Source organism: Pseudomonas sp. ANT_H12B, assembly GCF_008369325.1.
Classification (GTDB): domain Bacteria; phylum Pseudomonadota; class Gammaproteobacteria; order Pseudomonadales; family Pseudomonadaceae; genus Aquipseudomonas.
In genome coordinates this window covers 85796-106537 of record NZ_VOBI01000015.1, presented here as the reverse complement: position 1 = coordinate 106537, position 20742 = coordinate 85796, and the positions used below count along the sequence as shown (strand labels likewise).

Below are 20742 nucleotides of genomic sequence, written 5' to 3'. Positions count from 1 at the left end.
AGTGTCAGTCGACATCATTGTTGCCTGATAGAACGCTATCGCGAGCAGGCTCGCTCCCACATTGGATTTGCTGTGTTTTATAGATCAGTTCAACCACCACTCATGTTCATGAACCGCACAATCTGTACCTCCCCGTCGGGGCTGAAATCGTGGCGTAGCGGCTTGCCGCGCAACGCCCGCTGGACCGCGCTGATCACCGGTTGGTCATCCAGCGGATACCGTCGTAGCAATCCCCGCAAATCCAGGGCGTCGTCCTGCCCCAGGCAGAGCAACAGCTTCCCTTCAACAGTCATCCGCACCCGGTTGCAGCTGCCGCAGAAATTGTGGCTGTTGGGTGAAATGAAACCGATGCGTGTCTCGGGATGGCGTTCCAGGCGCACATAGCGCGCCGGTCCGCCGCTGTTCTCGGTACTGTCGAGCAACCGATGCTGGCTGGCGATCAACGTGCGCACTTCATCGCTGGAACAGAACGATTCGCCCCGGGAACGACCGACGTCGCCCAAGGGCATTTCTTCGATGAAACTGATATCGATGCGCTGGTCGATGGCGTATTGCACCAACGCCGGGACTTCATCGAAGTTTCTTCCTTTCATCACCACGCAGTTGAGCTTGATCCGCTCAAACCCTGCGTCGCGCGCCGCTTCGATGCCGTTGAGCACCTGATCGAGATCACCGTTACGGGTGATCGCGCGAAACTTCTGCCCGTCCAGGCTATCGAGGCTGATGTTCATCCGCTTGACCCCGGCGTCGACCAACGGCCGGGCCAGACGGCCCAGCTGTGAGCCGTTGCTGGTCATCACCAGTTCGCGCAAACCGGGCAAAGCGGCGATGTTGCGGCACAGTCCGACGATGCCGGGACGGATCAATGGCTCGCCGCCGGTCAGACGGATTTTGCGTACGCCCATGCCGACGAACAGCGTCGCCAAGCGCTGCAATTCCTCCAGCGTGAGCACCTGCTGGCGCGGCAGGAAGGTCATGTTTTTCGCCATGCAATACACACAGCGAAAATCACACCGGTCCGTCACCGACATCCGCAGATAATCGATCTGCCGCCCAAAACCATCCTGCATCACAGCGTTCATCACTTCTCCCGGTTTGCCTTGATGCTCACTGCACCAGCGGTGAGTCGGCGCCCTGCAAGTGGATGCCACGAATATCGGCGGCACCGATCAGGGTTTGCAGGTATTGCACCAGCGCTTTCTGCCACACGCCTTGCTGCAACTGCGTGCGGATCGCCGTCGACACCACTTCATAGGGCAACGGCATGCCTTCGATTCGCTGATCGACACTGATCACATGCCAGCCGTAACGGCTTTCCAGCGGTTTGCTGGCAAGGCCAGGTACCAGGGTGAACAACTGACGCTCCAGTTCGGGCACGGTCTGGCCCTTGCTGATTTGCCCCAAAGAACCGCCTTGAGCTTTCGACGGGCAGGCTGAATATTTCACGGCCAGCTCGGCGAAACTGCCGGGGAACTCATCCAGTTGCTGCAGCAGGACTTCGGCCTGACCCTGCGCAAGCTCGCGGGCCTCAACATCGTCCGGCGCACATTCGAGCAGGATGTGCCGCACCGCCAGCAACGGCGCGCTGTGAAAGCGTCCGCGATTGTTTTCGTAGTACCGCAGACTGGTTTCCTCGTCGCACTGCGGTACTTTCACCTCACGCTCAAGCAGCAAGCGCGTGGCCGCTTCTTCTTCGTTCTCACCCGCGCCGATCTCCAGCGACACACCAAGTTCGGTGATGCGCTGCTGCAGCAACTCGCGGATCACCAGCGCCCTGGCGGCCAGATAGACCGCTTCCTCACGGCTTTCGGCCGGGTGATATTGCAGCTCCTGGGCCATCGCTTCCGGGGTGATCGACACCTCGTTGACGCTGACGATCGGCCACTCCTGTTCACTGCTGGCGATCAACTGCGCCGGGGCGTCATCGGCCGCCGCGGGCTCAACCGGCAGTGCTTCAAACTGCGCCGCTGCGACCGGCGCGATGTCGAGAATCGCCTCCGCTTTTTTTGAAGAACCGCAGCCACCGCTGCCCCCGTTACCGCCACCACATCCACATCCACCTGACATGATTTTCTCCTCAGTACTTCTGACGAACGATTTGATAACGACGCCCCAGGTACCAGATCGGTGCGCTGATCATGTGTACGAGACGGGTGAAGGGGAACAGCACAAACAGGGTCAAACCGAGAAACACGTGCAACTTGTAGGTCAGCCCGACCGGGGCGATGGCCGCGGCCGCTTCCATCGGCCGCAACAGCACGGTGTTCTGCGCCCAATCGGCGAGCATCACCATCACCGAGCCGTCCATGTGTCCGGTGGACGCGACGATGGTCAGCAGACCGAGCAGCAATTGCGCCAGCAGCACCAGCAGAATCAGGATGTCCGAAGGACTGGAGGTGGCACGAACGCGTGGATCGGTCAGGCGTCGTTTGACCAGCATCAACAGGCCAATCAGGCACAGCAGACCGAAAAACCCGCCCGAGACCATCGCCAGCAACTGCTTGTTCTCAGTGCTGATCACGTGGTGATAAATCGACGCGGGTGTCAGCAGGCCGACGAAGTGCCCGGCCAGCACGAACAACACGCCAACGTGGAAAAGGTTGCTCGCCACACGCATGCCGCGCTGGTTGAGCATCTGGCTCGAACCTGCTTTCCAGGTGTACTGCGACAGATCGAAGCGGGCCCAACTGCCAATCAGACAAATTGCCAGGGCGACGTAGGGATAGACCCCAAACAACAACAGGTTCCATTTAGACATTGCCTACCTCCTTGGCTGGCACGGCGGCCAGCCCTTCATGCTGAAAATCCACCCAGTGCAACGGCACCGCACTTTCTTCCCGAGCCTTGCCCGGCGCGCTTGGCAGCGAACTGCAACGGTCCTGCTGTTCGGCCTGGAGGAAATCCACGGCCTCCTCTTCCCAGATCTTGTCGAGGGCTTCGAGGGAGTCGTCGCGAGGTTCCGCCGCGACCTGCGCCCGCAGGTCGGCGACCGCCTGATGCGGCTCGGCGCCGGCAATTTGCAGCAGCGCCCGGAAGCAGCTGGCATAGGCGCTTTCGCGCTCTTCCAGACGTGCCGCGAGCAAGGCCAGCAAGTGCGAAACATCCGCCAGGCCCTCGCGGGCCTCAATGTCTTCACGGGTGGAGAGGAACTCCAGGTACAGCGGGATGTAATCGGGCAGCTCTTTGACGCCGATGGCAAAACCGGCTTCTTCGTATTGCGCCATCATGTCGACCATCGCCTGACCACGGTCGCGGGATTCACCGTGCACGTGTTCGAACAACAGCAGCGACAACGAGCGCCCCCGGCCGAACAGCGCACCGTAGTGCTCCTGCCCGTCCATCAGGTCATTGGCGCAGAGCAACTCCAACAATTCGAACAACGCACCGCGCTGCTTAGGGCTGATTTCCCGTGACTGAATGATCGCTTGTTCCAGCTCGTCACGACCGCCAATCAGTGTCTCGGTCGGGTAATCGAGCAGCAGCGAAATCACTTTGAGAATTTGCATGCTCATTCCTCCCACAACTGGACGGTTTTCAGGATGTCGCGGCGGTTGGCTTTCTTGGCGCCGAACATATTGGTGTCGGAGCTGCCGCTACAGCCGCTGCCGAAACTGAAGCCACAACCGGAGCGTTCGGCGAAGGCGTCGCTCATGGCGTCTTCACGGTGGGCGCTAGGTACGACAAAACGGTCTTCGTAGTTGGCGATCGCCAGGTAGCGATACATTTCCTCGACCTGGGCCACGCTCAAGCCGACATCCTTCAGCACTTGCAGGTCCTGAACGCCGTCGACTTGCTCGGAACGTTTGTAGGCGCGCATCGCCAGCAAGCGTTTAAGCGCACGCTTGACCGGTTTTTCATCGCCCGCCGTCAGCAGGTTGGCCAGGTACTTCAATGGAATACGCAGGCTGTCGACGTCCGGGATCACCCCGTTCATACCGACGGTGCCAGCGGTTGCGGCGTTCTGAATCGGCGACAGCGGCGGTACGTACCAAACCATCGGCAAGGTGCGGTATTCCGGGTGCAGCGGCAGCGCGAGTTTCCAGTCCACGGCCATTTTGTAGACCGGCGAACGCTGGGCTGAATCGATCACCGACTGCGGTACGCCATCGGCCAGGGCCTGACGAATCACTGCTGGGTCATTCGGATCGAGGAAGATCTCCAGTTGTTTCTCGTACAGGTCCTGCTCATTGGCGGTGCTCGCCACTTCGCTGATGCGGTCGGCGTCATACAGCAACACACCGAGGTAACGAATGCGCCCGACACAGGTTTCCGCGCAAACAGTCGGCAGCCCGGCTTCGATACGCGGATAGCAGAAGATGCATTTCTCGGACTTGCCGCTCTTCCAGTTGAAGTAGATTTTCTTGTACGGGCAGCCGCTGATGCACATGCGCCAGCCGCGGCATTTTTCCTGGTCAATCAGGACGATGCCGTCTTCTTCACGCTTGTAGATCGCCCCGCTCGGGCAAGCCGCGGCGCACGTCGGGTTGAGGCAGTGCTCGCACAGGCGCGGCAAATACATCATGAACGTGTTTTCGTACTCGCCGTAAATGTCTGCCTGGATCTTGTCGAAGTTCTTGTCCTTGCGGCGCTTGGCGAATTCGGTGCCGAGGATTTCCTCCCAGTTCGGGCCCCACTCGATCTTCTCCATGCGCTTGCCGGAGATCAGCGAACGCGGGCGCGCGGTAGGTTGATGCTCGCCCAGCGGCGCGGTGTGCAGGTGCTGGTAATCGAAGTCGAACGGCTCGTAGTAGTCATCGAGGCTGGGCAGGTCCGGGTTGGCGAAAATGTTCGCCAGCACGCGAAATTTACCGCCGATGCGCGGATTGATCGTGCCGTTGGCATTGCGGATCCAGCCACCCTTCCACTTGTCCTGGTTTTCCCATTCTTTCGGGTAGCCGATGCCGGGTTTCGATTCGACGTTGTTGAACCAGGCGTATTCCATGCCTTCGCGGCTGGTCCAAACGTTTTTGCAGGTGATCGAACAGGTGTGGCAACCGATGCATTTGTCCAGGTTCAGAACCATGCCGATTTGTGAGCGAATCTTCATCTCAGTTCTCCTCGATATCGGTCGGCAGTGGACGCGGCAGATCATCGCCACTTGAACCATCGAGCCAGTCGACTTTGGACATTTTGCGCACCACGACGAATTCATCGCGGTTGCAACCGACCGTGCCGTAATAGTTGAAACCGTAGGCCTGCTGGGCATAGCCGCCGATCATGTGGGTCGGCTTGAGCACCACCCGGGTGACCGAGTTGTGGTGGCCGCCACGGGTCTTGGTGGTTTCCGAACCGGGTACGTTCACGATCCGTTCCTGTGCGTGATACATCATCACCATGCCGTCCTTGACCCGTTGGCTGACCACCGCACGGGCAGTCAGTGCACCGTTGATGTTGAAGCACTCGATCCAGTCGTTGTCCTCGATACCGGCGCTTTTCGCGTCGTTCTCCGAGAGCCAGACAATCGGCCCGCCACGGCTGAGGGTGAGCATCAGCAGGTTGTCGCTGTAGGTGCTGTGGATGCCCCACTTCTGGTGCGGGGTGATCCAGTTCAGGACGATTTCCTTGTGGCCATTACTGCGTTTGCCTTTCACCCCTTCGATGGTGCGGGTGTTGACCGGCGGCCGGTAACTCATCAGTTGCTCGCCGAACGCCTGCATCCACGGGTGATCCTGGTAGAACTGCTGGCGACCGGTGATGGTGCGCCATGGAATCCCTTCGTGAACGTTGGTGTAGCCGGCGTTGTAGCTGACGTGATCGTCTTCGAGACCCGACCAGGTCGGGCTGGAAATGATCTTGCGCGGCTGTGCCTGAATGTCGCGGAAACGAATCGCCTCGTGGGCCTTGGACAGCGCCAGGTGGCTGTGGTCGATGCCAGTGAATTCCGACAGCGCAGCCCAGGCCTTGACGGCGACCTGGCCGTTGGTTTCCGGTGCCAGGGACAGAATCACCTCGGCAGCATCGATCGCCGTGTCGATTTTCGGACGGCCGTGACTGATACCGGCATCGCCTTCTTTGTGATTGAGTTCACCGAGGAATTTCACTTCGTCTTCGGTGTTCCAGTTGATACCTTTGCCGCCGTTGCCGTTTTTCTCCAGCAATGGCCCAAGAGACGAGAACTGCTTGTAGATGTTCGGGTAGTCACGCTCGACCACGTGCAGGTTCGGCGCGTTCTTCCCCGGCACCGGTGCCACGCCGTCGCTTTTCCAGTCGGTGCCGCCAAACGGTTGGGCCAGTTCGCCGACGCTGTCGTGCATCAACGGGATGGTCACCAGGTCCTTTTCAACGCCCAGGTGCCCTTCGGACATGCTGGAAAACGCCTTGGCGATGCCTTTGTAGATTTCCCAGTCGGAACGCGATTCCCACGCTGGGTCGATGGCAGCCGACAACGGGTGAATGAACGGGTGCATGTCCGAGGTGTTCATGTCGTCTTTTTCGTACCAGGTTGCGGTCGGCAACACGATGTCGGAATAAACGCAGGTCGAGGACATGCGGAAGTCCAGCGTGGTGACCAGATCGAGCTTGCCGATGGCGCCCTCGTCCACCCATTCGGCTTCTTCGGGTTTGCAATCGCCGACCTGGCCGATGTCTTCGTTCATCACGCCGTTTTTGGTGCCGAGCAGGTACTTGAGCATGTACTCGTGGCCCTTGCCCGAGGAGCCCAGCAGGTTGGAACGCCAGATGAACATGTTGCGCGGGAAGTTGACCGGGCTGTCCGGCTGTTCGCAGGAGAAGCGCAGCGAACCGTCCTGCAGCGACTTGACCACGTAGTCTTTCGGGTCCATGCCGGCCGCAGCGGCGTCGCGGCAAATGTGCAAAGGGTTAGTGTTGAGTTGCGGTGCGCTGGGCAACCAGCCGGCGCGCTCGGCGCGGATGTTGTAGTCCAGCGCATGCTCGGGGAATTGTGATTTATCGGCCAATGGCGAGAGCACGTCGTGCATGCTCATTTTCTCGTGACGCCATTGCGAACTGTGGGCGTAGAAGAAGCTGGTGCCGTTCATTTGGCGAGGCGGACGGTTCCAGTCCAGGCCGAACGCCAGGGGCAGCCAGCCGCATTGCGGACGCAGTTTTTCCTGACCAACGTAGTGCGCCCAACCGCCACCGGTCTGACCGACACACCCGCAGAGCATGAGCATGTTGATCAGCCCGCGGTAGTTCATGTCCATGTGGTACCAGTGGTTCATCGCCGCGCCGACGATGATCATCGAGCGACCCTTGGTCTTGTCGGCGTTATCGGCGAACTCACGGGCAATCTGGATGGCTTTCTCACGGCTGACGCCGGTGATCTGCTCCTGCCACGCCGGTGTGCCGGGTACCGAGGCGTCGTCGTAATCCTTGGCCACGTTCTCGCCGCCGAGGCCGCGATCGATGGCCAGGTTGGCGGCCGACAGGTCGAACACGGTGGCGACTTTCGCCACGCTGCCGTCCGCCAGCACCACGTTATGCACCGGTACGCGGCGGTATTGCACGGCATCGCCGGCCACGTGCTGGAAGTGCTCGTGGGACTCGCCGGCAAAATACGGGAACGCCACTTCGGCGACGTCATCGCCGATCAGGCTCAATTTCAGATCGATCTCACGGCCTTCGCCACCTTCGCGAGGGAGGATGTTCCACTTGCCCTTCTCACCCCAGCGATAGCCGATGGAGCCTTGCGGGGAAACCAATTCGCCGCTGACATCGAGCGCGATGGTTTTCCATTCCGGGTTGTTTTCCTGGCCGAGGTTGTCGGTCAGGTCACTGGCGCGCAGGAAGCGGTCCGGCTGGTAACCGGCGCCCGGTGCCTTGTCGACCATTTGCTTGAGCAGCACCAGCACCGGCAGATCGGTGAAGCGCTTGGCGTAATCGGTGAAATAGGCGCTCGGTTTGTCCAGGTGGAATTCTTTGAAGATCACATGGTTGAACGCCTGCGCCAGCGCCGCGTCGGTGCCTTGCTTAGGGTTCAGCCACAGGTCGGTGAGCTTGGCGACTTCCGAGTAATCCGGGGTGATCGCGACAGTCTTGGTGCCCTTGTAACGGACTTCGGTAAAGAAGTGCGCGTCAGGGGTACGGGTTTGCGGGACGTTGGAGCCCCAGGCAATGATGTAGTTGGAGTTGTACCAGTCGGCCGATTCCGGCACGTCGGTCTGCTCGCCCCAAACCATCGGCGAGGCCGGTGGCAAGTCGCAGTACCAGTCGTAGAAGCTCAGGCAGGCGCCGCCGATCAGCGACAGGTAACGCGAGCCTGCGGCATAGCTGACCATCGACATGGCCGGGATCGGCGAGAAGCCGACGATCCGGTCAGGGCCGTATTGCTTGATGGTGTAGACGTTGGCGGCGGCGATGATCTCGTTGACTTCTTCCCAGTTGGAACGAATGAAACCACCCATGCCGCGCTTGCTTTTATAGGAGTCGGCCTTGACCTTGTCCTCGACGATGCTGGCCCAGGCTTCAACCGGCGCCATGGTTTGCCGCGCATCGCGCCAGAGTTTGAGCAACGGCTTACGGATTTTCGGGTACTTGAGCCGGTTGGCGCTGTAGATGTACCAGCTGTAACTGGCGCCACGCGGGCAACCACGGGGCTCATGGTTGGGCAGATCGTTACGGGTACGCGGGTAGTCGGTCTGCTGGGTTTCCCAGGTGATCAGGCCGTTCTTGACGTAGATTTTCCACGAGCACGAGCCGGTGCAGTTCACCCCGTGGGTCGAACGCACGATCTTGTCGTACTGCCAGCGCGAACGGTAGACGTTCTCCCAGTCGCGAGACTCTTTGCGGGTCTCGCCATGACCGTCGGAAAACTCATTTTGCTTGCGATTGAAAAACTTCAGTTGATCCAGTAAATGACTCACGGTGTAGTCCTCTCAGGCTTTGTCGCGGGGTCTGTGCCCCGCCCACGCAATGGTTGGATTCGGGTCGTCTCAGCAGGGTGTCGCGGCGCCTTTGCGCGCGTACCACCACCAGGTCACCACGATGCAGCTCAGGTAAAAGCCGACGAACATGTAGAACGCCATCTCGGGGCCGCCGGTCTGGGCCATCGAGGTGCCGAAGGATTTGGGAATGAAGAACGCACCGAAGGCGCCCATGGCCGAACTGAAGCCCAGGACGGCGGCCGATTCCTTGCCGGCATTCTTGAGTGCTTGTTCGCGCACGGTGGGTGGTTTTCCGGCCGAGGCTTTTTCGTGCTGGGTGCGGAAAATCACCGGGATCATGCGGAAGGTGGAGCCGTTGCCGATGCCAGTGGTAATGAACAGCAGCATGAACATGCCGAGGTAGCCGTAGAAGTTGCCGGGCTCACCGTTCTGCGGCAGGAAGTGCATCACGCCGAAGACCATCACGATCATCGCCACGAAGTTCCACAAGGTCACCTTCGCACCGCCGAGCTTGTCCGCCAGCCAGCCGCCCAATGGGCGTACCAGCGCACCCACCAACGGGCCGAGGAAGGCGAATTTCAAAGCGATGACGTCAGGGAACGAGGTTTTGATCAGCAGCGGAAATGCGGCGGAGAAACCGATGAACGAGCCGAAAGTCGCCAGGTACAACCAGCACATCAGCCAGTTGTGTTTGCGTTTGAAGATGACGGCCTGCTCGCTGAACGAAGCACGGGCACTAGACAGGTCATTCATGCCAAACCAGGCCAGCACCGTCACCAGGACAATAAACGGTACCCAGATGAAGCCGGCGTTTTGCAGCCACAACTGACCGCCGTCCGGCAGTGCTTGCGGTGAACCGCCCATAAAGCCGAACACACCGAAGGTGATCACCAGCGGTACACAGAACTGCATCACCGAGACGCCCAGGTTACCCAGCCCGGCGTTGAGGCCAAGGGCCGTGCCCTGCTGCGACTTGGGATAGAAGAAGCTGATGTTGGACATGCTCGAGGCGAAGTTGCCGCCACCGAAACCGCAGAGCAAGGCAATCAGCACGAACACGCTGTAGGAAGTGCTCGGGTCCTGCACGGCGAAGCCCATCCAGATCGAGGGCAACAACAGTGACGCGGTGCTCAGGGCGGTCCAGCGACGGCCACCGAAGATCGGCACCATAAAGGAATAGAAGACCCGTAAGGTCGCCCCGGACAGGCCCGGCAACGCCGCCAGCCAGAACAGCTGGTCGGTGGTGAAACTGAAGCCGATGGCGTTCAGACGCACGATCACCGTGCTCCAGACCATCCACACCGCAAAGGCCAGCAACAGTGCAGGAATGGAAATCCACAAGTTGCGGGTGGCGGTCTGTTTGCCGCTACGGCCCCAGAACGCCGGGTCCTCGGGGCGCCAGTCATGAATGACCGGGCCTTTGTCAGGCTTTTGCAGAACGGACATGTTCTTCTCCTTGGGCAATGCTGGAAATCGGAAACGGGGTCGGCAGCGGCGCTTTACCCAGCACCGGGCTTTTGCGTATTTCGCTGAAGTACATCCAGGTGAGGGAGACCCAGACCACGCCGTACATCAACATGAAGCAGGAAGAGCGCACGCCGGTGAGGTCCACCAGGGCGCCGAACAGGATTGGCAAGACGAAACCGCCCAGGCCACCGGCGAGGCCGACAATGCCGGACACCGCGCCCATGTTTTTCGGGTAGTCATTGGCGATGTATTTGAAGACCGAGGCCTTGCCGAACGCGAAGGCGATGCCCATGACGAACAGCAGCACGGTGAACAGCGCGGGATTGAGGCCGATGTGAAAATCCACCGGGCCGTTGATCGTTTGCACTTGCAGTTGGGTCTGGGGATACGAGAGCAGGAACAGGCAAATCCAGCTGACCCACAACACCCACCAGGTCACGCTTTGCGCACCCCAGCGATCCGACATCCAGCCGCCGACGGCACGCAGCACGCCACCGGGCAGGGAAAAACACGCCGCCAGCAGCGCCGCGCTTTGCAGGCTGAAACCGTATTCCTGCACGTAGTACTTGGTCATCCACAGTGCGAGGGCGACATAGCCGCCGAAGACAATCGAGTAATACTGGCAGTAGCGCCACACCGCCGGGTCCTTCAACGAACTCAATTGCTCACGCAACGTGGCGCCGGTGGCGCTGCGGTGATCCTTGTTTTCGGCGCTGAGAAACCAGAACAGTAGCGCGGTAATAAAGAGGATCGCGCTGAAGACTTTCGGCACCAGCTGCCAGCTGCCGGCAGCGATCAGCGCCGGGGCGAGAAACTTGGTGACTGCGGCCCCGGCATTACCGGCGCCGAAGATGCCCATCGCGAAGCCCTGATTCTCTTTGTCGAACCATTTGGCGACGTAGGCAATCCCGACCGAAAACGAGCCGCCGGCCAGACCGACAAACAAGCCCAGCACCAGGAACTGCCAGTAGGCGGTGGCGTGACTGATCAGGTACAGCGGCGCCACACAGGCGAGCATCAGCAGGAAGAACACACTGCGACCACCAAAACGATCAGTCAGCAGACCCAGCGGCAAACGTACCAGCGAGCCGGTCAGCACCGGGGTTGCGGCCAGCAGGCCGAATTGGGTTTCGTTGAGCTGGAGCAGGTCCTTGATCGGCACCCCGAGCACGGCAAACATCATCCAGACCATGAAACAGACAGTGAAGGCCAGCGTGCTCATGCCCAGCACCAAGCCTTGTCGTACACGCGGTTGGTTCACAAATGCTCTCCAATCAATTAGCCATGGCGGCAGACTAGAGAGACCAACCCCGCAAAAACTTGATCCATGTCAACGAAGCCCTAGGGGGCATAGGCCTATGCTTGTGCGGTCTACCTCTAAGGAGGTAGTACAGGAAAACCCTAAAACCGTTTGTTTATCAGCGTTTTAAGGTTTTCTGCCAAGGTTTTTGCTGACAAGGATCAGTCGACAACTCTTTAGAGGTAGCGCGCTCGGGATCGGCGGCAAAACCCCTTCCTGGAGCTGCACATGCTCTGTTTTCCTGATTTCTTCCGGGACCTGCGCTGATGATCCGCTGGTTGCGCAGCTCCCTGCCCGCTCGCGCCGGGCTCGCGGTGATTCTGATCGCCGTGCTCGCCCTCGCCAGTTCATTGAGCGCCGGACTGATCGCCTGGTTCAGCCAGGGCGATGCCGCAGCCATCAACACCGCCGGCTCGGTGCGCATGGAGACCTACCATCTGAGCTGGAAGCTGACCACGGGTGCAACAACCGAAGAAGTCGCCGCCGTCATCGACAGCCTGCAAACCCGACTCAACAGCCAATCACTCAAGGCTGTGCTGGAAGATGGCCCGACCACCGCGCTACAGATCAGCTATGGGCAAATCCAGCAGCACTGGAACGAAGATTTGCGCCCGGCACTGGAGCGCGGCGACTCCGCCTATTTCCAGACCCATGCCCCGCCCTTCGTCGAACAACTGAACCAGTTCGTCAACCTGTTGCAGCGCCAAAGCGAACAAAAGCAAGGCTGGCAACAGGTAATCCAGGGGATGGCCCTGTTCACCACCATGATTGTGCTGCTCATTGGGCTATACGAACTGCAATGCGGCGTGATCACGCCGTTGAAAGAGTTGGTGGACGCGACCCAGCGTTTTCGTCGCGGTGATTTCAAGGTGCGGGTCAACCATCAGTCCCAGGACGAACTGGGCCAGTTGGCCATGAGTTTCAACGCCATGGCCGAGACGATCGAAGACTCGCATCGCACCCTTGAGAGTCAGGTCCAGCAAAAAACCCTGAACCTGCAACAAGCCAATGCCGCCCTCGAACTGCTGTACCAAAGCAGCAGAAGCCTGGCCACTCGCCTGGCCAATGCCGAAGGCCTGGATGAATTGATTCGACGCTTCCAGCAACGCCTGCCCGGCTTGCGCTTGTCACTGTGCCTGCAAGGACAATTGCAGGCACCGGCCCAGCAGTTGCTCGCCCTGCACGGCGCGAACGTCCGGGAAGTCTGCGCCAGCAGCGATTGCGCCACGTGCCAGAAGCACCATAAAGCCAGCCCGCAAACCTTCAGCATCAGCAATCAGGGCAGTGAACTGGGTGAACTCAAGGCGCATTTTGTCGACGGGCATCCGACGCAAGCCTGGGAAACCCAACTGATCCAGGCCCTGGCCAATCTGATTGGCACCTCGCTCTCGCTCAAGCGCCAGCGGGAACAGGATCATCGCCTGCTGCTGCTCGAGGAACGCACGATCATTGCCCGCGAGCTGCACGACTCACTGGCCCAGGCCCTGTCCTACATGAAGCTGCAAGTCAGCCGCCTGCAAACCCTGATGCGCCGTGGTGAGTCGGTCGAGACCCTGGAAAACGTCACCGCCGAATTGCGCGAAGGGCTAAACAATGCCTACCGCCAATTGCGCGAGTTGCTGACCACCTTTCGCTTGCAGATTCACGATGCGGGGCTGGTGCAGGAACTCAAGGACACCGCCGAAGAGTTTTCCCGACGCGGGGAATTTCAGGTGCACCTGCACGTCGACGTGCTGGCCTTTCAGTTATCGGCCAGCGAACAAATCCACATATTGCAGATCACCCGCGAAGCACTCTCCAATTGCCTGCGTCACGCCCATGCGCAAAACGCCTGGCTCGAACTGCGTCAGGACGGTGAAACCGTCAGGCTGTCGGTTGAAGACGATGGGCGTGGTTTCAGCGGCAATGTCGACCAACGCGAACACCACGGCCTGAAAATCATGGATGAGCGGTCCCGCAGCTTGCGCGGTCAACTCGAAATAGTCTCCAGGGAGCCGCAAGGCACCCGCGTCCAACTGGAATTCCAACCGGAGTTTCTCGGGGAGCAAACAGAAGGTAGCGTCACATGAACCCGTCCCTGCAACACAGAATCCTGCTGGTCGACGACCATCCGATGATGCGTCACGGCATCCGCCAGATGCTCGAACTCGAAGATGATTTCCTGATCGTCGGCGAAGCCAATAACGGTGAAGAAGCACTCGTTGTGATCGAGCCGTTGCAACCGGATCTGGTGCTGCTCGATAACAACATGCCGCAGATGAATGGCATTGAAACCCTGCGCCAATTACGGGCGACGCACTACACCGGCAAGGTGCTGCTGTTCACGGTGTCGGATGCTGAAGACGATATTCGCGATGCACTGCGTCTGGATGCCGATGGCTATCTGCTCAAGGACATGGAGCCGGAACTGTTGATTCAGTACATCCGCAATGCCTTGAACGGCGAATTGGTGATCAGCCCGGGACTGACCCAGGTCATGGCCCAGGCACTGCGCTCACCGCAGCGTCAAACCGTGGTGGAACTGACGGAACGTGAACGTCAGGTGCTGAAAACCATCGCCAGCGGCTTCAGCAACAAAGTCATCGGGCACAAGCTGGGCATCACCGAGGGAACGGTCAAAGTCCACGTCAAGAACCTGCTGCACAAACTCGGTTTGCGCTCGCGGGTCGAGGCGGCGGTATGGGCCATGGAGCATCTGCGCAATGCCGGCTGAGCAGCATGCCCCTTTAGAGGTAGGCCGGCAGAGGCATAGGTCATTCGCCTCTTGCTCTCTACTATGACCGTCAGCGGAGGTACGCCATGCTGACCCACCCTTCCATCGTTTTAACGTTGCGCCGTCATCATCTGTTCAGCCAACTACCGGAGAAAGTCTTCGAGGAAGTCTGCGGCCTGGCGATGCTCAAGCGTCTGGCGTGTCACAGCACACTCATGCATCAAGGGGACCCGGCCAAGCGGTTTTTCCTGCTGGTCAGCGGCCAGATCAAGTTGTACCGGCTCACCGGCGAAGGCCAGGAAAACCTGGTGGAGATCATTCAACCCGGCCAGACGTTTGCCGAAGCGTTGCTGTTCAGCCAGGCCCGCCTCTATCCGGTGAGTGCCACGGCGCTGAAGGACAGCGTACTGGTGACTATCGAGGGCAGCCATTATCGCAACGCCCTGGAAGACCAGCCGAAAGTTTGCCTGGCGATCCTGGCGAGCATGAGCATTCACCTGCACCTGCGTCTGCGCGACATCGATACCTTGACCATGGCCAGTGCGAGCCGTCGGGTGATCAATTTCCTGTTCCAGGAACGCAACCCGATCACGGGTCTGATTGTCTTGCAGGTGTCCAAACGGCTGGTGGCGTCGAAGCTGGGGATTCAGCCGGAAACCTTTTCGCGGATCTTGCACCGCCTGGTGGACGGCGGCCTGATCACCATGGAACGGCGCAATATCAGCATCCTCGCCGAAGAGGATCTCGCGGCCTTCCAATAGGCGGAATTGACCGCAGTCAATGCGTAATGCCACCGGCCTTGCACACTGAAGAAGTCCATCCATGGAGAACGCTCATGTCCCGTTCAACCTTGCCCCTGATTTACTCCTGCTCAGGCTGCTCGAACGTCGCCCAACTGGCCAATTCCCTGGCCGTGCGGCTGGATCGCAGCGGCCTGGCGGAAATGTCCTGCATCGTCGGGGTCGGCGGGCATGTGGCGGCACTGGTCAACAAAGCACGCTCGGGGCGGCGGATTTTTGCGCTGGATGGGTGTCCGTTGCAATGTGTTGAAAATTGCCTGAAGCAGCATGGTTTGCACGCGGATGTGCATTTGATTCTCAGTCATTACGGGTTGCGTAAGCGCTATGGCGAGGATTGCACGGAGTCGCAGGGTGATGAGTTGTTTGAAGGGATCAAGCAGTTGATTGCCAGTGATGCTCGGCAGCATGAAAGCCGGCAGGAAACGGTGGTCTGAAGAACGACAAAAGCCCAGTGGGAGTGGGCTTGTCGGGGCGCCGCATCGTCGCGAAGGCGGACTGGTCGCTGACCTATGATTTTGGTCGGGGTACATATCCGTTGCTGCGGTAACGGCTTCTTTGGGTTCCGCCCTTACGGCGGGTCACTTGGAAAAGCCCCAAGTAACCAAGGGCTCTTGCCCCTGTCGTTCGGTGCCTCGCCTAGGCTCGGCATGCCCTCGCTCCGGTCCTGCTCCGTGGGCCCGCCGCCATCCATGCCGGGTTGCCCACTGCGCAGAACCTCCACTCGGCCTCTCGAGGGGGCGTGCACCGCAAAAGCGAGGCGGCCTACCGGCCGGCCTGCCTCTTCAAGCGTACGCATTCCCCTGTGGGAGCGAGCCTGCTCGCGATGAGGCCCTGTCAGTCGACATCAATGTTGAATGTAAGTCCGCCTTCGCGAGCAGGCTCGCTCCCACAGTTGGATTTTTGGCGGGCATGACATAGGTGTCCACCGCCGATGACCATGACAGACATCAGGTCGGCTATCAGGCCGCCTCGCTTTGGCTTTTGATCTTGCTTTTGATCTTGATCTGCCCCATCGGAAGGCCGAGCGCAGGTTCTGCGTAGTGGGCACCGCGGCAAGGATGCCGCGGTAGCCGCCCCCGGCCATGGATGGCCGATGGCGGCGGGCCCACGAAGCAGGACCGGAGCGAGGGTATGCCGAGCCACAGCGAGGCACCGTACGTCAGGGGCAAGAGCGTTTGGTTACTTGGCGCTCTTCCAAGTGACCCGCCGTAAGGGCGGAACCCTAAGCAGCCGTTACCGCAACAACGGATATGTACCCCGACCAAAAACACAGATCGGCTACCCCGCCGCCAACCCCTTCCCCGCCCGCTCCAGATTGCGCCACAACCACACAGGCAACACATCAGGATCAAGACTGTCGATCAGATTCTTCAACGCCAGCCCCAACTCCGTATCCCCCTCAATCACCAAACGCCGGCGAAAGAACAACGTATCCGGATCTTCCTGACGACTCGCCAGCAATAAAAACTCGCGCCAGTTACCGCTGATCGTCACATGCGCCGTGGCGCGTTCAGCAATTCGCAACCCTTCACGGGTCAGCGTCAGGTACCAGGACAACCCCAAGTCCGGAATCCGCAAGCACAACCAACGCCCGCGCAATACTTCAAATTCGCCATCGCGCAAAGGCTCGGCGAGGCAGCGATTGAGCGCCTGCTGCAACGCCAGACGCTGCACCGCAAAAGGCACCCGGCGCACCAGCGGCAACAACCGGTCGGCACCTTTCAACAACCACTTCTTTCGATTCAACACAGGCCGACCTCCTCGACGCGCAACATGCCGGCCTGGCCATGCCAGTAGCCGTTACAACCGTCGACGAACAGCGGCGGCGTCTCGCCCAAACGCACCCGTTGATAGGCGTCAATGACCTCGGCCATGCCCTGAGCACGAGGGCTCAGACGCAACACGTCGGCACCGCAAGATACCAACCCGGCGTAATCCGCCAACAGATTGGTCACCTCAGCCGACATCGTCTGAATACCGTTAATGGTGAACAGCGCCTGCCCTTCCTGACTGGTCAACGGCAGGCCGTCGGGGTAGTTGAGGCAGCAAAACCGGCAGTCGTCCTTGGGCAGGTTCTCCGCCCGTGCGGTGAAACAGCGTGCGGAATAGGCCAACGGCAAATGCCCATAGGCAAAGATCTCGACTTCCGGCACCTCACGGCCCAGTTCGCGCACTTGATCGAGCACATCGCCAATCAGCGCCGCCGAGCATTCCACCGGCGGCACCCAACGGGTCATCCCACAGTCGAGCAGTTGCGCCAGCGTATGACCGTTGTACAAATTCAGCGCCGGGCCGCCCACAAACGGCAACTTGCGCGCGGCCAGAAACTGCACCGCCCCCATGTCGTTGGCCTCCACCAACAATTGGCCGTTGTCGCAGAGCCGACGCAGGCTGGAAAGTTCGGAGGCCGCTTCGATCAGCGTCAGGCTGGAGATCACCAACTGTGCCTGGCTGCATTCCTGCAACTCGCGCCCTAGCCCCAGCCATTGATCCAGTGAAAACGCCCGACGTTTCGAACACACGGTTTCCCCCAGGTAAATCACGTCCAGGGGCAAGGCCGACATCTCGGCGTAAAAGTTGCTGAGTTGCTCTTTGTCCCAATAAAACAGGACAGGTCCCAGGCTGAGCTTCATGTCGCCTCCCTCATTGCCATGATCGATGGTAAGCACCCAGGGTGGTCTGGCTGCCTTCGGACAAACCGGCCAGCACCTTGCGCCATTCCTCCTTGACCCTAAAATTGCCCGGCGAACCACGGTGGGCATCCAGTGCCGCGCGCCAGACGCGGGTGACTTGTTCGACATAGGCCGGGCTGCGTTGCCGGCCCTCGATTTTTACTGCCTCAACGCCGATGGCCGTCAATTCCGGCAGCAAGTCCAGGGTGTCGAGGCTGGTGGGTTCCTCCAGCGCATGAAAGCGTTTGCCGCCGACCAGGAAGCGGCCTTTGCACAGGGTCGGGTAACCGGCGGGTTCCTCGGGGGTGTAGCGGTCGATCAGCACTTCGCTGAGCCGTGCGCTCAAGCCTTCGGCGTCTTCGCTCCAGCGCACCGCTTTGGCCGGAGAACAGACACCGCACAGGTTCGGCGACTCGCCGGTAATGTAGGAAGACAGGTGGCAACGCCCTTCGGCCATGATGCACAAGCTGCCGAAGCCAAAGACTTCGATGGGCACCGGGCTGCTCGCGGCGACCTGGCGCACCTGCGCCAACGACAACACCCGTGGCAGCACCGCGCGACGAATCCCGTAGCGCTGCGCATAAAACTCCAGCGCCGCAGCGTGGGTTGCCGAGCCCTGGACCGACAAGTGCAACGCCAATTGCGGATGGCGCTGGCTGGCGTAGTTGAGCACCCCGGGGTCGGCGGCGATCAGCGCATCCACGCCGAAATCAGCGGCACGATCGACCGCCCGCTGCCAACGTTCCCAGCCCTTGGGTTGGGGGTACGTGTTGACGGCGACGTAGAGTTTGCGTTTGTGCTCGCGGATGTGGGCGACCGCCGCGTCGAACTGTTTGTCGTCCATGTTCAGCCCTGCGAAATGCCGGGCATTGGTGTCATCGCGAAAGCCGACATAGACGGCATCGGCGCCTTGGCGCACCGCCGCTTTGAGCGCAGGCAGGTTCCCTGCCGGGCAGACCAGTTGCATGGGTAATCCTCATGAAAATCGCGTCTCGACATCGTCCGGTACCTTGCGAGGCACCGATCGAAAAAAGGCGCTGCCAGTCTAGCCAGACCGGCAGGCATGACCTTGACGGCAATCAATTGCCATCACTGCATCAGGTCAGCGAAGGACAGGAACATCACGTTGTCGTGCTTGAGCACTTGCTGCTCGCACTCGATCACCGCCAGGCCATCGGCCCAGCACGCCGCGGTCAACATCGCCGAACTTTGCTGAGGGTGCAGTTCCACGCTCACCTGGCCTTCAGCACCGGGCACCAGTCTGGCCCGCAAGTATTGCCGACGCTTGTTGCGTTGCAACCAGTCGAACCCGGCGGGCAGGGTCAATGGGACCGGCAGCACATTAGTCACGCCTTGGGCCCTAAGCAGGAAAGGACGCACCACGACCAACGCGGTAATTAACGCCGCCGAAGGATTTCCCGGCATGCCGATCCAGGGTTTGCCGGCCACTTCGCCGAAGGCCAGCGGTTTACCCGGCTGAATCGCCAGCCGCCAGAAATCCACGCTGCCCAGTTCCTTGATCGCTTGTTTGAGGTGATCTTCTTCACCGACCGACACGCCACCGGAGCTCAACAACACGTCGCATTCCGAAGACGCCAGGGTCAAGGCATGCCGACTGGCCGCCAACTCATCGGCCATCACGCCGTAGTCGTGCACCTCGACGCCCCAACCGCGTAACAACGCAGCGAGGCAATAACGATTGCTGTTGTAAATCTGCCCGGGCGCCAACGGAACGCCCGGCTCACGCAGTTCATTGCCGCTGCTGAGCAAGCAGACCTGCAACGGTCGATAGACCTCGACCCGCGCGAGGCCAGCGCCGGCCAGCAAGCCCACTTCTTGAGCGCGCAGGCGTTTACCGGCCTGGAGCAACAAATCTCCCGAGCGAACTTCCTCGCCCTCCTTGCGCACATGATCGCCAACCTTTACGGGCGGGAACCAGACGCGCTCGCCCTCGATCCGACAGCGCTCTTGCGGCACCACCGTGTCGGCACCCGGTGGCAACGGCGCGCCGGTAAATATCTGTACCGTCTGCTGCGCGAGCAAGGGCGAGCACGCCTGATCACCCGCCGCGATCCGCCCGCCAATCAACAAACTGCCACCCTCCGTCGGCAGGTCAGCCGCCCTGAGGGCATAACCGTCCATGGCACTGTTGTCCCAGGCCGGGAGGTTAACGGGGGAATGAATGTCTGCCGCCAGAACCCGGCCCATGGCTTGATCCAGACCGATCATCTGCGTCAGCGGTGGCGGCGGTGCCTGGTCCAGCAGACGGCTGATGGCCTCGTCCACCGGCATCAGGTTGCCGAGGTCGCACACCCGGCCGGTCATGAGCGTGACTCGCAGGCGTCGATGTCCCGTTGCCCTTGCGGTTTCAAATGCGGGGCGAAATTGCACGGCCCGGTGCGACTGTCCAATTGTTCGAGCAGGATCTTGTTCCAGGCGGTCCGGCACGCACCCGGCGATCCCGGAACGCAGCACACGAGCACGCCGTTACTCATCCCGGCCAGGGCTCGTGACTGCAGACTGGACATGCCGATTTCCGCCAGGGACACCTGCCGGAACAGTTCGCCGAAGCCTTCCACGTGTTTGTCCAGCAACGGCAAGACCGCTTGCGGTGTGTTATCACGAGCGGTGAAGCCGGTGCCGCCGGTCATCAGCACGACTTGCACCTTGGGGTCGGCGATCCAGTGGGAGACCTTGGCGCGGATCTGATAGATGTCGTCCTTCACCAGATCGCGGTCGATCAATACATGCCCGGCGGTTTGCAGTAAATCCGTCAGGGTCTGCCCGGAGGTGTCGGTGTCGAAGGTGCGCGTATCGCTGATGGTCAGCACGGCGATGTTCAGGGGTTCAAACGTGCGTTGCGCCAGATGGGCCATATCCAAGCCTTCCCGTAGATGAGGGTATGGGCCCAAGCCTGAACCGGAATCCCGAGCGAGCCTATTCCTCC

The 20742-nt window shown here is 60.3% G+C and carries 17 protein-coding genes; 4 read left to right on the top strand and 13 right to left on the bottom strand.

Annotated features, from left to right (window positions below; all coding sequences use genetic code 11):
* Positions 1 to 89 precede the first annotated feature (89 nt).
* The 8 genes from moaA to FQ185_RS21635 all read right to left on the bottom strand — a co-directional run bounded on the left by moaA (position 90) and on the right by FQ185_RS21635 (position 11571).
* Positions 90 to 1082, bottom strand: a complete 993-nt coding sequence (moaA, locus tag FQ185_RS21670) for a GTP 3',8-cyclase MoaA (protein WP_149419213.1) — start codon at positions 1080 to 1082, stop codon at positions 90 to 92.
* 25 nt (positions 1083 to 1107) lie between these two features.
* Complete coding sequence (locus FQ185_RS21665) at positions 1108 to 2067, bottom strand: peptidylprolyl isomerase (protein ID WP_149419212.1); 960 nt, start codon at positions 2065 to 2067, stop codon at positions 1108 to 1110.
* 10 nt (positions 2068 to 2077) lie between these two features.
* Complete coding sequence (gene narI, locus FQ185_RS21660; RefSeq protein WP_149419211.1) at positions 2078 to 2758, bottom strand: respiratory nitrate reductase subunit gamma; 681 nt, start codon at positions 2756 to 2758, stop codon at positions 2078 to 2080.
* A complete protein-coding gene (gene narJ, locus FQ185_RS21655) occupies positions 2751 to 3506 on the bottom strand; it encodes a nitrate reductase molybdenum cofactor assembly chaperone (protein WP_149419210.1) in 756 nt (251 codons plus the stop codon). Before narJ ends, narI begins: the two co-directional genes overlap by 8 nt.
* Before the next feature lie 2 nt (positions 3507 to 3508).
* Entirely contained in the window at positions 3509 to 5047 is a 1539-nt protein-coding gene (gene narH, locus FQ185_RS21650) for a nitrate reductase subunit beta (RefSeq protein WP_149419209.1), read from the bottom strand.
* Position 5048: 1 nt separating this feature from the next.
* Positions 5049 to 8822: a nitrate reductase subunit alpha gene (locus tag FQ185_RS21645; RefSeq protein ID WP_149419208.1), complete on the bottom strand. Its 3774-nt coding sequence runs from the start codon at positions 8820 to 8822 to the stop codon at positions 5049 to 5051.
* A 69-nt stretch (positions 8823 to 8891) separates the two neighbouring features.
* Positions 8892 to 10289: a NarK family nitrate/nitrite MFS transporter gene (locus FQ185_RS21640; RefSeq protein ID WP_149419207.1), complete on the bottom strand. Its 1398-nt coding sequence runs from the start codon at positions 10287 to 10289 to the stop codon at positions 8892 to 8894.
* Positions 10267 to 11571, bottom strand: a complete 1305-nt coding sequence (locus FQ185_RS21635) for a nitrate/nitrite transporter (protein WP_149419206.1) — start codon at positions 11569 to 11571, stop codon at positions 10267 to 10269. Before FQ185_RS21635 ends, FQ185_RS21640 begins: the two co-directional genes overlap by 23 nt.
* A gap of 305 nt (positions 11572 to 11876) precedes the next feature.
* Here FQ185_RS21635 and FQ185_RS21630 point away from each other — a divergent pair, with 305 nt between their 5' ends.
* From FQ185_RS21630 to FQ185_RS21615, 4 genes are all read left to right on the top strand, one after another.
* Positions 11877 to 13679 carry a HAMP domain-containing protein gene (locus tag FQ185_RS21630; protein WP_149419205.1) on the top strand — a complete coding sequence of 601 codons (1803 nt, stop codon included), beginning with the start codon at positions 11877 to 11879 and terminating at the stop codon, positions 13677 to 13679.
* Positions 13676 to 14323, top strand: coding sequence for a two-component system response regulator NarL (gene narL, locus FQ185_RS21625; protein WP_149419204.1), 648 nt, complete (start codon positions 13676 to 13678; stop codon positions 14321 to 14323). The genes FQ185_RS21630 and narL overlap by 4 nt, the downstream gene beginning before the upstream one ends.
* A gap of 86 nt (positions 14324 to 14409) precedes the next feature.
* Positions 14410 to 15084 (top strand): Crp/Fnr family transcriptional regulator, encoded by a 675-nt coding sequence (locus FQ185_RS21620; protein WP_149419203.1) that lies wholly within the window; start codon positions 14410 to 14412, stop codon positions 15082 to 15084.
* A 74-nt stretch (positions 15085 to 15158) separates the two neighbouring features.
* Positions 15159 to 15557: a putative zinc-binding protein gene (locus FQ185_RS21615; protein ID WP_149419202.1), complete on the top strand. Its 399-nt coding sequence runs from the start codon at positions 15159 to 15161 to the stop codon at positions 15555 to 15557.
* 844 nt (positions 15558 to 16401) lie between these two features.
* On the opposite strand, the gene FQ185_RS21610 is transcribed toward FQ185_RS21615, so the two are convergent.
* From FQ185_RS21610 to moaB, 5 genes are all read right to left on the bottom strand, one after another.
* Positions 16402 to 16872 (bottom strand): SCP2 domain-containing protein, encoded by a 471-nt coding sequence (locus FQ185_RS21610; protein ID WP_149419201.1) that lies wholly within the window; start codon positions 16870 to 16872, stop codon positions 16402 to 16404.
* On the bottom strand, positions 16866 to 17756 hold the full coding sequence (locus FQ185_RS21605; protein WP_149419200.1) for a U32 family peptidase: 891 nt from the start codon (positions 17754 to 17756) through the stop codon (positions 16866 to 16868). Before FQ185_RS21605 ends, FQ185_RS21610 begins: the two co-directional genes overlap by 7 nt.
* A gap of 10 nt (positions 17757 to 17766) precedes the next feature.
* A complete protein-coding gene (locus FQ185_RS21600; protein ID WP_149419199.1) occupies positions 17767 to 18762 on the bottom strand; it encodes a peptidase U32 family protein in 996 nt (331 codons plus the stop codon).
* 122 nt (positions 18763 to 18884) lie between these two features.
* A complete protein-coding gene (glp, locus tag FQ185_RS21595) occupies positions 18885 to 20120 on the bottom strand; it encodes a gephyrin-like molybdotransferase Glp (protein ID WP_149419198.1) in 1236 nt (411 codons plus the stop codon).
* Positions 20117 to 20671 (bottom strand): molybdenum cofactor biosynthesis protein B, encoded by a 555-nt coding sequence (gene moaB, locus FQ185_RS21590; protein ID WP_149419197.1) that lies wholly within the window; start codon positions 20669 to 20671, stop codon positions 20117 to 20119. The genes glp and moaB overlap by 4 nt, the downstream gene beginning before the upstream one ends.
* Between the last annotated feature and the right edge of the window lie 71 nt (positions 20672 to 20742).